Annotated in this window: 14 protein-coding genes; 11 read left to right on the plus strand and 3 right to left on the minus strand. The window is 58.9% G+C overall.

Annotated features, from left to right (window positions below; all coding sequences use genetic code 11):
• Positions 1 to 20 precede the first annotated feature (20 nt).
• Complete coding sequence (locus F5897_RS01065; protein ID WP_233574320.1) at positions 21 to 620, plus strand: class II aldolase/adducin family protein; 600 nt, start codon at positions 21 to 23, stop codon at positions 618 to 620.
• A 111-nt stretch (positions 621 to 731) separates the two neighbouring features.
• On the opposite strand, the gene F5897_RS01070 is transcribed toward F5897_RS01065, so the two are convergent.
• On the minus strand, positions 732 to 1313 hold the full coding sequence (locus F5897_RS01070; RefSeq protein ID WP_183304178.1) for a 5-formyltetrahydrofolate cyclo-ligase: 582 nt from the start codon (positions 1311 to 1313) through the stop codon (positions 732 to 734).
• Between the two features lie 68 nt (positions 1314 to 1381).
• Between F5897_RS01070 and galU the strand changes: the two genes are divergently transcribed.
• Positions 1382 to 2287, plus strand: a complete 906-nt coding sequence (galU, locus tag F5897_RS01075; protein ID WP_124824346.1) for a UTP--glucose-1-phosphate uridylyltransferase GalU — start codon at positions 1382 to 1384, stop codon at positions 2285 to 2287.
• A 251-nt stretch (positions 2288 to 2538) separates the two neighbouring features.
• Positions 2539 to 3723, plus strand: a complete 1185-nt coding sequence (locus tag F5897_RS01080; protein WP_183304179.1) for a coiled-coil domain-containing protein — start codon at positions 2539 to 2541, stop codon at positions 3721 to 3723.
• Here F5897_RS01080 and F5897_RS01085 read toward each other — a convergent pair.
• Positions 3720 to 4730 carry a glycerophosphodiester phosphodiesterase family protein gene (locus tag F5897_RS01085; protein ID WP_183304180.1) on the minus strand — a complete coding sequence of 337 codons (1011 nt, stop codon included), beginning with the start codon at positions 4728 to 4730 and terminating at the stop codon, positions 3720 to 3722. The two genes, F5897_RS01080 and F5897_RS01085, sit on opposite strands and share 4 nt — an antisense overlap.
• Before the next feature lie 117 nt (positions 4731 to 4847).
• Between F5897_RS01085 and F5897_RS01090 the strand changes: the two genes are divergently transcribed.
• Together F5897_RS01090 and F5897_RS01095 are read left to right on the plus strand one after the other, a co-directional pair.
• The gene (locus F5897_RS01090; protein WP_183304181.1) at positions 4848 to 6548 is read left to right on the plus strand and encodes a hypothetical protein; all 1701 of its coding nucleotides are present in this window, start codon (positions 4848 to 4850) and stop codon (positions 6546 to 6548) included.
• On the plus strand, positions 6548 to 7576 hold the full coding sequence (locus F5897_RS01095) for an HAD-IIA family hydrolase (RefSeq protein ID WP_124824343.1): 1029 nt from the start codon (positions 6548 to 6550) through the stop codon (positions 7574 to 7576). Before F5897_RS01090 ends, F5897_RS01095 begins: the two co-directional genes overlap by 1 nt.
• Positions 7577 to 7751: 175 nt before the next feature.
• On the opposite strand, the gene F5897_RS01100 is transcribed toward F5897_RS01095, so the two are convergent.
• Positions 7752 to 8015, minus strand: a complete 264-nt coding sequence (locus F5897_RS01100; RefSeq protein ID WP_124824342.1) for a hypothetical protein — start codon at positions 8013 to 8015, stop codon at positions 7752 to 7754.
• 206 nt (positions 8016 to 8221) lie between these two features.
• On the opposite strand from F5897_RS01100, the gene F5897_RS01105 reads away from it, so the two are divergent.
• The 6 genes from F5897_RS01105 to xerD are packed head-to-tail and all read left to right on the plus strand — an operon-like array spanning position 8222 to position 14120.
• Entirely contained in the window at positions 8222 to 8479 is a 258-nt protein-coding gene (locus F5897_RS01105) for a hypothetical protein (protein WP_183304182.1), read from the plus strand.
• A gap of 2 nt (positions 8480 to 8481) precedes the next feature.
• Entirely contained in the window at positions 8482 to 9282 is an 801-nt protein-coding gene (locus F5897_RS01110; RefSeq protein WP_183304183.1) for a TlyA family RNA methyltransferase, read from the plus strand.
• Positions 9282 to 10187: an NAD kinase gene (locus F5897_RS01115; protein ID WP_343048720.1), complete on the plus strand. Its 906-nt coding sequence runs from the start codon at positions 9282 to 9284 to the stop codon at positions 10185 to 10187. The genes F5897_RS01110 and F5897_RS01115 overlap by 1 nt, the downstream gene beginning before the upstream one ends.
• Positions 10177 to 11892 (plus strand): DNA repair protein RecN, encoded by a 1716-nt coding sequence (recN, locus tag F5897_RS01120; protein WP_183304185.1) that lies wholly within the window; start codon positions 10177 to 10179, stop codon positions 11890 to 11892. The genes F5897_RS01115 and recN overlap by 11 nt, the downstream gene beginning before the upstream one ends.
• A complete protein-coding gene (locus tag F5897_RS01125; protein WP_183304186.1) occupies positions 11889 to 13151 on the plus strand; it encodes an AI-2E family transporter in 1263 nt (420 codons plus the stop codon). The genes recN and F5897_RS01125 overlap by 4 nt, the downstream gene beginning before the upstream one ends.
• 9 nt (positions 13152 to 13160) lie before the next feature.
• Positions 13161 to 14120, plus strand: a complete 960-nt coding sequence (xerD, locus tag F5897_RS01130) for a site-specific tyrosine recombinase XerD (RefSeq protein ID WP_183304187.1) — start codon at positions 13161 to 13163, stop codon at positions 14118 to 14120.
• The last annotated feature ends 15 nt before the right edge of the window (positions 14121 to 14135 follow it).

The raw sequence follows: 14135 nt of genomic DNA on the forward strand, positions 1-14135 counted from the left end.
CTATCGCCTACAATTAAGCCGTGGATGAAATTATTGAGCAGCTCAGCGCGGTGGGAGCTGATGCCGTGCGCAGTTCTCTGGTGTTAGCAAGCGGCGGGAACCTGTCTGCTAGACTGAGCGCGGAAACCTTCGTGATTACCGCTGCGGGCACCTGGCTTGACCGGCTGCAACCGCAAGATTTTACGGTTATGAATCTCACCGGTGCCGTGTTGCAGGGGCCACGCCCGTCAAGTGAGTGGAAGCTGCATCAGCGCGCATACCTCAGCCGTCCTGACGCGAACTGCGTGATTCACATGCATCCGCAGCACGCCACCCTGCTGGCGACGTTGGGGCAGGAGATTCGCTTGTTCACACTAGATCACGCTGCCTATGTTGAAAGCATCGGAATTACCGAGTTTTATCCAAACGGTTCTGATGAGCTGGCCGACACTGCGGCGCACGAGCTCGCTTCTCACAACTGTGTGGTGATGAAGCATCACGGGTGCAGCGTGGTCGCCGACACCATCGAAATGGCATATCGCCGGGTGCTGAACCTCGAATCTGCGGCGCAGTACAGCTTTAAGGCGTTGCAACTGGGAGATCAGCACACTCGGTTCACCGCTGCGAGCTGGCACGCCTAGAGAAATCGGCGGGCGAGTAGCCTGGTCATCCGGGTCGCTAGCCATCGGCGCCTGGGCTATGTCGCCAGCCTGGGCTAAGCGGCTCGCGCAGCTCGCGCGCACCCGGGTTGCTTAAACAGCGAAGCGCACAGTGCGCCTCGGGGTAACAGCCCCGGTGACGGCAATGTCGTGCTCGTCGCACGGCAGATTATCAAAAACCTCGTTATCGTAAACCACCGCGTAAACCGGCGGCAGCTGTTCCATTGAACCCAGGGTGCGGTCATAGAAACCGCCGCCCCAGCCGAGTCGGGTGCCGTCTGCGGCAACGGCACACGCCGGCACCAACATGAGATCAAACTCGGCTGACTCTAGCGGGCCAAAAACCTCTCCCACAGGCTCCGGGATGCCATACTTGCCCGGCACCACCTCGGTGCCGTGCGGCTCGATCCAATCAAGCAATAAATCATCACGGCAGCTCGGAAACAAAACCCGCACCCCATGAGCCGCGGCCCATGCATTAAAACCAGTGGTCGGTGGTTCGTGCCGTACCGGCAAGTAACAAGAAACAGTTTTGGCGCCCAGAGTCGTGACCAGCTCAGCAAGCTGTGCGGTGAGCTCGCGCTCAGCAGTGGCAAGCTGCGCGGGTGTCAGCTCACCGCGGCTCAGCCGCACAGCGTCGCGAATCTGGTTTTTTTGCTGCTGTACAGTGTGCATAACTCCATTTTCTCAAATTCACCCTGCGGTTAGCTGCTTTTTAGGTAAATATCGGTAAGGTAGTGCCTATGACAAATAAAACTGTGACTAAAGCTGTGATTCCGGCCGCAGGCCTCGGAACACGCTTCTTGCCGGCAACCAAGGCAATGCCTAAAGAGATGTTGCCAATCGTTGACAAGCCAGCGATTCAGTATGTTGTTGAAGAAGCGGCAGCAAGCGGTCTAGAAGACGTCTTAATTATTACTGGCCGCAACAAAGGTAACATCACCAACCATTTCGACAGCGTGCCAGAGTTGGAAGACACCCTGGAGCGTAAGGGTGATGAGAAAAAGCTTGGACTGGTGCAGGATGCCAGCGAGATTGCTGATGTGCATATGCTTCGCCAAGGCCAGCCACTCGGCCTTGGCCACGCGGTAGGGCGTGCGCAGCAGCATGTTGGGGATAACAGCTTCGCTGTGTTGCTCGGTGATGACCTCATTGACGAGCGTGATCCACTGCTGCCAACCATGATTGCCGAGCACGATGCGCGTCAGGCGACAATTATTGCGCTGATGGAGGTGCCGCCGTCGCAGGTGCACCTGTACGGTTGCGCGGCGGTGGAAGAGACTGACACGGCTGATGTGGTGCGGATCACCAGCCTGGTTGAGAAACCAAGCCCGGAGGAGGCGCCGTCAAATCTGGCGGTTATCGGCCGCTATGTGTTACGCCCGGAGATTTTCGCTTTGCTGGCAACCCAGGAGCCTGGCCGCGGTGGCGAAATTCAGCTCACCGACGCGCTTAATAAACTCGCGCAGGGCGGTGCGGGGGAGCACGCGGGGCCGGTTTACGGTGTGATTTTCCGTGGGCGCCGCTACGACACGGGCGATAAGGCAGACTGGATTAAAGCGAACGTCCGCCTCGGCGTGGATAACGCTCAGCTGGGTGCCGAACTGAAAGCCTGGATCAAAGAGTTCGCGGCGCAGTTAGACGACTAATAATACTGAATTCGCTGCCGCATTGCGGCGGTGGATCGGTGCAGCGGGCGGTTACTTCGCAGGGCGGGGTGACCGCCCGCTGGTGTTCCTACCGGTTTGCTGTGCTGCTCCGGCGGTGTAGCGCTGATGGCGCTCTCGCTAGACGGTGGTATCGCGGGTGCTTTAACGATTATTATTTGCGCTTAGAAAAAAGAATGTGGCTCTCGCGTGTTAGCACCGCTAACTCAGCAAGCGCGTTCTAAGGTTAAAGCATGGGTGTTTCTGGCGGCGGAATTTTAGTACTGATTGCAGTGCTGTTATGGGCGGCGGTGCTAGTGCCGCGTCTAATCCGCGGTCATCAGCACCGTGCACGCTTGCGGCAGTCCCGCAAGCTGCAGCGCACGATGCAGCGTCTTGCGCACGTGGCGCAAGAAACCGCAGCTGATCGTTTGATTTACAGCGCCAGGGAAGCTCTGAATCGCGAAAAACTGCAGGAGCTAAAGCTACAGCGGGAAGCAGCGCAGCGTGAAGCGCAGCTGGCGCACGCCCGGGCTGAGCGAGAGCTTGCCAAACTCGCAGCGAAGCAGGCTGCGAAGCTCGCGCGGGCGCAAATGCGCGCTGCGAAACTTGTGAGCCCGGCGATGCAAAGGCTGCGCAGGGTGTTAGCTGTGATTACCGTGCTAGCGGTGGTTGCGGTTACCGTGAGTGGTGGCTATGCAATTGCGACCGGACAGACCACACTGTTTTTTGCTGCTCTTACGACCATGTTTAGCGCCGCTGCCGGGTTGTTGCTGTGCGCTCCGGGGCGTAACCAGCATGCGCGAGAACTGCTGCAACAACAGCGAGTAGCAGTGCAGCGCAAAGCGCAGCAGCGCCGCCAAAAGCAACCCGTTTCCGCGGCTGTATCACAGCAGACACAGGAACAGCCAAAGCAAGCTGCGGTGGTGGATCACGCCGCCCAAGTAGCGGCGCAGCGCCGCGCTAATGCCGAGCGGCAGGCCCGCCGAAAGTTGCTGGCGCAGGTGCGACAGAGCACCGCAGCGCAGCAGCAGGCCGTGGCTACTGGGGAGGGTCTCACCTTAGAGAATCAAACCCAATCAATTTTGTTGCGTCGTGCTGCCGTGAAGCAGCCAGACTCTGTGCCGCAGTCTGCGCCGCAGCCAGTGGCGGTAGAGCAGCAAGTGCCGCGGACTGTGCCGCAGCCTACGCCACAGTTAGCGTTACAGCCAGTGCGGCAGCCGGTCGCCGTGCCGCGGCCAGAAAGCAACAGCCAGCGCGGTGCGGAATGGACCGCAGCTTCTCCGCAGCGCGCCGAGAAAGCCGTATTGACTCCGGAGCAGCTAGAACGGCAGCAGCTGGTGACAAGATTGCGGCGTATGGGAGATCTGCAAGACCTGCAGGTTACCGCCGTAGACCTCGACGCAGCTCTACGTAACCGCCGCAGCGCTAACTCCTAGATAGCCTCTGACAGCATTTCGCGAAACAGTGCGGGGTGATCCACAAACACCGCATCAACTCCGGTAGCTAGCACATCGCGCCATTCCTGCTGCCAGTTGCCGAAGGCTGCGGCGGGCTCGGAGCTGCGATTCAGAGGCTCCAGAAATTCGTTTTCGGGGCGCAGTGTCCAGGTGTAGAGCTGCAGGCCGTGCGTCTTGGCAAGGTTGGCAAGCGCAGCTTGGTGCGGCGCTGCTTTGGCCGGTGACACAGCTCCGGCGGTGGTAGCAGACTGTTGCGACTGCAGCAGGGTTTGCTTATCGACGCTGATGCCCGCAACATTGTGCCGCAGATAAGCGAGCCCCGCGTCAGACCGGTACCAGGTGTAGCTGTGGCTCGCATCGTCTGCAGGGTGCCCCTCGTGCTCAAGCAAGAAAATCAGCTGATACGGCGCGCCCATGCGTTTTAGCGCCTGCAACGCGGTGAGTTCAAAGCACTCAATAATCACGCGCTCCGGTGTTAAGTGCCAGCCGCCCTCGAGCAGCTCGTCACAGAGCAAGCGTGGCAAATCATAGCCCTGACTTGCGAGGTAGGAGACGTGCTTTAGCTCAATTACCAGATTGAACTCGGTGCCGTGTTTTGCGCTCTCGGCCGCGGTCAGCTGTAATAAATCGCTTAGCCTTAACAGCGGTTCGATGCCGTCGTAAGCAGTGTTTGCGGTGCGGATGTGCGGTAGTCGCTCGATACAGCGCAGCTGGCTCAGTTGCTCCCAGGTCAGATCCTCCGCAAACCACCCGGTGAGAGTTTCGCCGTCGATGGTTTTGGTGGTGCGGTAGCTGGCAAATTCGGGTCGCTGGGCGATATCGGTTGTGGATCCAATCTCGCACTCGTGACGCACCACGAGCACGCCGTCACGGCTGACAACAATGTCGGGCTCCACCGCGTCTACACCCTGTGCAAAAGCCAGACGGTAGGCACCAGTGGAGTGTTCCGGGCGCCAGCCGCAGGCGCCGCGGTGTCCAATTAGCATCGGAGAGGGAGAAGTATTAACCACATATGCAGTTTACTGTGCTGCGGCGAAGCCTGAAGATGTGGGAGAATAGAAGGAAGTGTCTGAACAGACCAAAAACATAACAGGGGTTGAACGGTGAAAGAGCGTAATTTTAGTGACCGTGGCGGGCGCGACAAGAAACAGTACGGGGCTGCACGTGGCGCGGAGCAAGGGCAGCGGCGCTCGGATAAGCAGTGGCAACCTCGGCGGGAGCGTGGCGGCGGTGAGCAGCGACGGGAGTTTGGGCGTGCACAGCAGGACGGGTTCCGCAGTGGTCGTGACGGGTTCCGCGGTGCGCGTGGTGAGCGGAGCGAGGGGTCCCGTGGCACGCGCGGTGACAGCTTCCGTGGTGGTCGTGGCGGCGGCGCAGAGCGGTATGTAAAGCGTGACCGTGCAGCTGGTGCGCCACGCCGCGGGGAAGATTTTAAGCGCGACTCAGGTCCGCGTCGTGATGGTGACAAGTGGCGGCGTGATAACCGTGAGGGTGGGCAGCGCCGCGACTGGCGCGAGCAGCGCGGTGCCGCGGAAAATCGCGGTGGCCGCAGGGAACAGTGGCAGCAGAGTGATCGCGCTCGCCACGATCGCGCCGGCGGTGATTGGCGCGAGAATCGGGGGCGTGACGCGCAGTTGAATGATGACCGGCGGGATTTTCGCCGTGATGGCAAGCGGGATTTCCGGCGTGATGAGCGGCGCGATGACAACCGGAATTTCCGGCGCGGTAGCGGTGACTTCAAGCGCGATGATAACCGCGAGTTCAAACGTGACGGCAACCGTGATTTCAAGCGCGACGGCAGCCGGGATTCGCAGCGCGAGTTTAACCGTGGTGATCGTTTTGAGCGGCGTGGTGGACGCGCGCAAGACCGTGACTTTGGCCGTGGCGGTACTCGCGGCGCGGGCCGCTCTGATCGTGGCGGTCGCGAACGCACCTTTTCCGAGGCGGAGCGTATTGCGCACGAGTTGCGTCCGGTGCGTGCCGCGCACATTGACCCGGAGATTCCTGACGAGGTGCTGGCGAACCAGCTCCAGCCGAGCGCCCGCAACGAGCTGAAGACCCTTGAAAAAGACAACGCTGACCGTGTTGCACGACACCTAGTGATGGTGCGTGAGCTGATCCACATTGATCCTGAATTAGCGCATCAGCACGCAATTAGTGCCTCGCGCCGCGCTGGGCGGATTCCGGTGGCGCGTGAAACCCTCGCCATCACTGCTTACGCACTTGGCGACTTCGCGATGGCGCTGCGAGAATACCGCACCTGGCGGCGGCTGACTGGGCGCGACGACCACATTGCTTTCATGGTTGACTGCGAGCGTGGGCTGGGACGCCCTGAAAAGGGTCTGGAGCTTGCTGCTCAGGTTGATCCGGCAGACATTCCGCACGAGGCGCGGGTGCACTTAGCGATTGCGGTTTCTGGTGCGCGCCTTGATATGGGACAGCCGGTGCAGGCGCGGGCAGAGCTCGAAATTCCGCAGCTTGATCCGCGCAAGGCGTACCCCTTCAGTCCGGAGCTGTTTCGTGCTTATGCCGCTGTGCTCGAAGAACTCGGTGATGCGGCGGCCACAGAGTGGGAGAATTTGGCGGATCGCGCAGAAGCAGCCCTGCTAGACAGTGTTGGCGGCGACGAACTGCTGGTCACTGACGCGATGGCGAGCGATGCTGAGTTGGCAGAGCGAGGCATCGCTCTGGAAAACATGGCGCCGCAGACGGTAACCACCGCAGGGGATGATACTGATAGCGCTGCAGTAGATACCACAGCCGCAGCCGAGAGCGCACCAGGCACTGACGGTGAGGATGCGTAATGGCGTTGTTTAAGAGTGCCGAAGCAACTCCGCTCACCGGTGTCGAGCTGCTGCTCGCAGACCTTGACGGAGTGGTTTACCGCGGCGCGCAAGAAATCCCACACGCGGTGAGCAGTCTCAACGCAGCAGCTGCGACCATGCCGTTGGCTTATCTTACCAATAACGCCTCGCGCACCGACGCCGCCGTGGCGGAGCAGCTCAGCGGCTACGGTCTCAACGTTGCCGCAACAGACGTGGTAACCAGTCCGCAGGCCGCGGTGACGTTGCTGCAGCGAGACGTAGCTCCCGGAGCTTTGGTTTTTGTGGTAGGCGGTGAGGGAATCACTCATGAACTCAAGAAAGCTGGCTATCGCGTCACCCGTAGCGCCGATGACAACCCTGACGTTGTGGTGCAGGGATTCGCGCCGGAGGTGGGGTGGAGCGAGCTCGCGGAGGCCGCTTTTGCCCTGGCGGAAAAAGCTGACGGCAGCGCGATCCGCTGGATTGCAACCAACACCGACTGGACAATTCCGCTGGCGCGCGGTATCGCACCGGGTAACGGCTCGCTGGTTTCGGCGGTGCACAACGCCGTGCAGCGCCTGCCCGAGTTCGCAGGTAAACCGGAGACCGCGATGTTTGAGACCGCGTTTTCGCGCTACGGCACCACGCAGGCGTTGATGATTGGCGACCGTCTCGACACCGATATCAAAGGTGGCAAAAAGGCAGGCATCAAAACCCTGCACGTGTTAACGGGGGTGGATCGCCCCAAACAGCTATTGGCGGCCGCGGCGGATATGCAGCCGGATTATATCGTGGCTGATTTGCGCGGGCTGCAGCAGCCCTACCCAGAAACTAAGGTTGCACGTGATGGCAGCTGTAAAGTTGGTGGTGCAAAAGTGCGAATGGAAGGGCATAAGGTGCAAATTTTGCGCGAGGGAGAGGACCCGCTAAACCTGCTGCGAGCTGCTTGTGCCGCGATTTACCGTTCGGGTCTGGCAATTTACGGGTTACAGGTGCCTGAGATTTTGGTGCGCGACCACTGGCAGTAGGAGCCAGTTGCAGCAAATGATGAACCGCAGTTCGTGATACTCGTCTTGGTCTGTTTTTACGTATTAAACAGAGTTTTATCGCACTTTGGCGCTTAACTGCTTTGGGCTGACCCGGGCTGATACAAATAAAAACTGCCTCTGTGAGAATCGCAGAGGCAGTTTCACGTTTTGCAGGTTACTGCTTGTCGTCAATCTCCATTTTTTCGCGCCTTGGAATCACGCCGAAGGCGAGCCAGAACGCGAGCGAGTCAAGCAGCAGACCAGCGGTGAACAGCCAGATGCTGGTCATGCTCTCACCGTACTCAAAAGAGATACCGAAGAGGTAGAAGCCACCAACCAGCATTGCGAAAGTAATCAGGAACAGCAAGATGGTGCCAAATGAAGCAGCAGGACGTGAAGCCTGTGCGAATAGTTCATCGTTGTGCTTTGCAGCGCTCACAAAAATCTCCATTCTCGGTGAGAAAACGCCAGTTACACCCTAGTGTAGCACTTTTGGGCAAACTCCCAGCAATGCGACTCCGCAGATTAGTTGTCACAGACCGGATTTTTAGGATTTGTGTCCCAAATTGTGGAAGACTTGAGGAAAACTACGCTGGTTAGGGGACATGGGCAGCATTTAAGGGCGGCGATTGTTAAAATTACTTCGTGGAGAAAGAAGCAGGTGAGCGTACCCCGGCATCGCATGCCGCAGCGCGGCAAACGATTAGCCTGGCAACTGTCGCACGCCATAAAAAAGGGGCAGAAGCCGCACACCTTGCAGAGCAGCAGGCAGCGCTGCAACAAACCTTGCAGCAGCTCACAACGCAGTTAGAGCAAGCAGAGTTAACAGCAAAGCCTGAGATTTACACTATGGCTCACGATGAGCTACTGGCCCACCTGCAACACAGTGATCAGGGTTTATAAAAATGCGATTGGATTCAGCGCTTGTGGCTCAGGGGTTGGCGCGCAGTAGAAACTTAGCACAGCGGCAAATAGCTGCTGGACAAGTGCTGGTTAACGGCTCGGTTGAGCTTAAAGCGAGCCGGAAAATAACTCCGCAAGACATACTAAATCTCACAGCTACAGAAAAATACGTTAGCCGCGGTGCATATAAACTGCTCGCGGCGCTGCAGAGCTTTGAGCTCTCCCCAGCGGGCGCTTACGCCCTTGATTTGGGGGCCTCCACAGGAGGGTTTACGCAGGTGTTGCTGGAGCATGGTGCAACACAGGTTGCGGCATTAGATGTCGGGCATAACCAGCTGGCTCCGCAGCTGCGCAGTGATCGCCGAGTCGCGGTTATCGAAGGGTTTAACGCCCGCTACCTAGACGCGGCAAAGTTGCAAGAACTAACCGGTATCATCGCTCGCCCGACCTTAGTTGTGGGTGATCTTTCCTTCATTTCGCTGCAGCATATTTTCCCGGCTATCGCGGCAACGGCGGCACCTGAGGCAGTCGTTAGCCTGCTCATTAAACCGCAGTTTGAGGTGGGAGCCGGGGCAGTGTCACAGGGCATCGTGACCGATCCACAAAAGCGCCTCAGCGCAATCAAACAGGTGTTAGAGTACGCCGCGGCGGCGGGCTTTGACACCCTTGGGGTGGCGCCCAGCCCGCTGCAGGGCACCAATGGGAACCGCGAATATCTGGGATATTGGCGCCACAGCGCTCAGCCACATCCGGCAAAATGGTATCAACAGCTCGACACACTTGTGCTGGCGGAGGAGGAATAGTGGGGCCGAAACACATCCTGGTGGTATCTCACACCGCCAGAACAGAAGCAATCAAAGCAACCCAGCTGACTGTCGCCACTTGTGACGCCGCCGGGGTAACCGTGGTGATGGCCGCAGCAGACCAAAAAGCCTTCGCCGCGTATCTGCCGGCTAACAGCGTTAAAACCCTCGGCAAAGATATAGCCCTCGCACAAATCGACATCGCGCTGGTGCTCGGCGGCGACGGCACAATTCTGCGCGCGGCAGAGCTGGTGCACGGTTCTGAGTGTGCAATCGTGGGTGTGAATCTGGGGCACGTAGGTTTTCTTGCCGAGCTCGAACACCAGGAGCTGACCGCTGCCTTGACGCAGGTTTTAGCGGGCAACTTTGTGGTGGAAGAGCGCAGCACCCTCGCGGTGCAGGTGTTTGACGGCGACAAACTGGTCACTGAAACTTTCGCGGTAAACGAGGCAACCGTCGAAAAAACCAATCGTATGATTGAGGTTGCGTTGGGCGTTGACGGGCGGCCACTCACCGGTTTCGGGTGCGACGGGGTGGTGATAGCGACGGCTACCGGATCCACCGCATACGCATTTTCTGCGGGAGGACCGGTGCTGTGGCCCGGCGTTGCCGCTACCCTCGTGGTACCACTTGCCGCGCACGCGCTATTTAACCGCCCGCTGGTGCTGGGGCCGCAGCAGGTGGTAGAAACCCGGCTCGTGACCGCCAACAGCAGCGACGCGGCGCTGTGGTGCGACGGCAGAAGAAAATTTACTGTACAGCCAGGGCAGAGGGTTGTGGTGCAGCAGAGCGCTGAAAAACTGCGTTTGGCGCGGTTGCACGAGGGCATCTTCACCGACCGCTTGGTCAATAAATTTAATCTTCCGGTAACTGGATGGCGGGAGGCGATGCGGCATGATCGATGAGTTACGCATTAAAGATCTCGGCGTAATCGCCGACGCTGTGGTGCCGCTGGGGCCGGGATTCACCGCAATCACCGGTGAAACCGGCGCGGGCAAAACTATGGTTGTGACAGCGCTGGGGCTGCTTATGGGGCAGCGCAGCGACTCCGGTTTGGTGCGTGACGGTACCGCGCAGGCAAGGGTCGCAGGGGCGATTCAGCTGCCACCGGCTGGGGCTGCAGCCGCAGCGGTCACCGAAATTGTGACAGACTGCGGCGGAGCGCTTGAAGACGGGGAATTGTTGCTGGCACGCACCGTAGCTGCCGCCGGTAATAGCCGTGCCAGCGTCGGCGGGGTGCGAGCCCCCAGCGCAGTGCTACAGCAGCTATCTGAAAAACTCTTCTGCGTGCACGGGCAAGCCGACCAGTTGCGGCTAAAATCGCAGGCACAGCAGCGCGAGACCCTCGACCGTTTCGGCGGAGCAGAATTGGCGGCGGCCCTGCAAACCTATCAAGAGCTCTATGTAACCGTGCAGCAGCTGCAGCTTGAACATCAAGAAATTACCGAAAACTGGCAGCAGAGGCGACGCTTAACGGAGCAGCTGCAGGCCGAAACTGCAGAGATTCTGGCAGTGGATCCACAGCCCGATGAAAAACAGCAACTGCAGCAGCACATTGACAAGCTTAATAACGCCGAAGAGCTGCAGTATGCGCTGCACACCGCACTGCACGCGCTCAGCGGCGCAGACGGCGGCGAGCAAATACAAGCTGACACACAGACGCTGCTGGCGAGAGCCCGCAGCGCAGTGCTGGACGCCGCCGCCTATGAGCCTCAGCTCACAGCAACAGCGGCAACGCTTGAAGAAGCAGCAGCGCTGGTGCAGAACGCCACCGGAGAGCTGCTTAGCCACAGTGAAGAACTGACCGAAAACGTTACCGCAGAGCTCACTACCGCGCAAGAGCGATACGCCGCATTGATAGAGCTGGAACGCAAGTACGGTCCCGAACTCAGCGACGTGCTGCAGCACCTTGCAACCGCCAGCGATAAACTGCTGACCTTAGATTCTGACGACAGCCGACTGCAAGAACTAACCGAACAGCTCGCCGTCACAACTGCCGCACAGGAAGCGGCTGCGATGCAGCTGCGAGAGCTGCGCCAAACAGCGGCGGCAGCGCTCAGCGCCGCGGTCACCACCGAGATGCAGCAACTGGCGCTCGCCGACAGTTCTCTGGTTATCGAAGTAATTCCAGCGCCCGCAACTCAGCACGGAGCTGATGAGGTATTGTTCCTGCTGCAGCCGCATCCACAGGCGACCCCGCGGCCGCTAGCTAAAGCAGCCAGCGGCGGCGAGCTGTCACGCATCATGCTGGCGCTGGAGGTGGTGCTAGCGCAGGTCAGCCCGGTCCCGACCTTCGTGTTTGATGAAATTGACGCCGGAATTGGTGGTGCAGCGGCTATCGAGGTTGGCAAACGCCTGGCCCGCCTGGCACGGAGCTCTCAGGTGATTGTCGTCACCCACCTTGCCCAGGTTGCCGCTTTTGCAGGTAATCACTTGCGAGTGTTAAAAGACAGCAGCGGCGGATTCACTAGATCCAGCTGCGTGCAGTTAGCAGGCGATACCAGACTGCAGGAGATAGCACGGCTATTATCAGGATTAACAGATTCAGAGAGTGCTTTGACGCACGCGGCAGAGCTGATCGCCATGGGGCAGCAGGAAGGCTATACATGAAAAAGAACATCACCAGACTGGCTAAAGCATTAAAGCCGGTGACCGGTTCACTGCGGGTGATTGATCCACAGCAGCTAGATGATCATCCCGAAGTGAAGCGCGTTGATAAGCAACGGCTCGATAAAGAAACTTTGGCGATCTACAATCACGCCCGGGAAGCCGCTGAAGCGCATGCCGAACAGGTTGCTGAGCACGGCGACGGTAACGTACGGGTGCTTTTGAACCGTCCCTTCCAATTTGGGTTTGTGGCGACAGCTGGAGTGCTCTTCGCGTTGCTGTGTGGGCTGTTGGTGAGCCAGGCAAGCACCGTGCTGCTGTACATTTGCGGCGCACTGTTTGTTGCATTGGGGTTGGATCCGCTGGTGCGGCGCCTGGAAAACCGTGGGGTGAAGCGGCCCTGGGCGATTGCCGTAGTGTTCTTTAGTTTCTTCCTAGTCGTGGCGATTGTGCTTAGCATTATTATCCCGACAATTGTGCAGCAAGTTTCACTTCTTGTGCAAACCGCCCCCGCGCAGCTGGAACAGCTGGCAACGGAAGAGTGGTTTATTGATCTTAAGCAACGGTTTGCATACTACGTTGATTTTGAAGTGATGCTTGAAAAAGCGCGGGATGTCATTAATGACCAGAAAAACTGGTTCTCCGTGGCAGGTGGAGTGCTGCAAATTGCCGGAACCATCGCAAACGGGGTGACCGCGGCTATCATCGTCCTGATTTTGAGCCTCTACTTCCTGGCCTCGCTACGCTCTATGAAACGCGGCTTCTACTCCCTGACCCCGCTGAGCAAGCGAGCTCGAGTGATTGACATTACCGAGCAGGTTGCTGATTCTGTCGGCGGGTACATCACCGGGCAGGTGATTATTGCTCTCACTAACGCGGTGTTAGGGTTTATCGCGATGTCTATTATCGGTGTGCCGTTCGCGCCGGTGCTGGCGACGGTGGTGTTTATGCTCGCGCTGATTCCGCTGGTAGGTGCGCTAGGCGCAACTGTGCTGGTGACAACTGTGGCACTTTTCGAATCACCGGGCACTGCGCTCGCCATCGGTATCTACTATCTGATTTATATGCAACTAGAGGCATATGTGCTGACACCGCGAGTGATGAATCGGGCGGTGAGCGTGCCGGGAGCCTTTGTGGTTATCGGTGCTTTGACGGGCGGTGTGCTGCTCGGATTGATGGGCGCGCTGATTGCGATCCCGGTGACCGCTAGCATCCTGATGATTGTGAAACAGGTGTGGGTGCCACACCAGGATTCACGATAGGAGCAAAATATGGCTGTGGCACCCGCTCAAGCAGTAAAACAGTTTCAGCAGTATTTGCTGTTGGAGCGGGGCATCAGCGATAACACCCAGCGTGCCTATAATCAGGATTTAACCGCTTACACCCACTGGTTAGCAGCTAACCAAGTCACAGATCTCAATCAAGTGAGCAAAAAGCAGTTGAGCGATTTTGTGACCGCGGTTGCCGCCAGCGGCGCCAGCAAAGCAACCGTGACCCGTAGAATCTCGACCGTGCGAAGCCTGCACCGTTATCTTTACGAAGAGGGCATCACCGCAGATTTTCCGGCGGCGGCGCTACGCACCCCAAAACCGGCGAAGCCCCTGCCGCACACCCTCACGGTAGCCGAGGTTGAGCAGCTGCTGGCTGCTGCGGGGCAGCTTGATGCAGCGGCAACACCGGTGCAGCTGCGTGATAGGGCGCTGCTGGAACTGCTTTACGCCAGCGGGATGCGGGTTTCGGAGGCTGTCGGATTGGACCTTGACGACATTTACGCCGCAATCGAGGGCAGCGACTTGACCACTGGGGGATTTATCCGAGTGCGTGGTAAAGGCGATAAACAGCGACTGGTGCCTTACGGCAGTTTCGCGGGAGCCGCGCTAAACGCCTACCTGGTACGCGCCCGCCCCGGGTTCGCAGCCCGTTCCCGTCAGGATGGCGCAGCGCTGTTCTTGGGGCCACGCGGGGGTCGGATGAGCCGTCAAATGGCGTGGCTGGTGTTACAGCAGGCCGCTGCCCGGGCACAGCTGACAACCGCGGTTTCGCCGCACTCGCTGCGCCACTCCTTTGCAACACACCTGCTCGCCGGAGGCGCAGATGTACGGACCGTGCAGGAGCTGCTCGGACACTCCTCAATCGCCACAACCCAAATTTACACGCATGTGACGGCAGATGTGTTGCGGGAGAGCTACTTCACCTCGCACCCGCGCGCGAAACTACCACCGGCGGTGTAAACGCTGAGCTAACAG

The sequence above is a fragment of the Canibacter oris genome (assembly GCF_014197205.1).
Lineage (GTDB): Bacteria > Actinomycetota > Actinomycetes > Actinomycetales > Microbacteriaceae > Canibacter > Canibacter oris.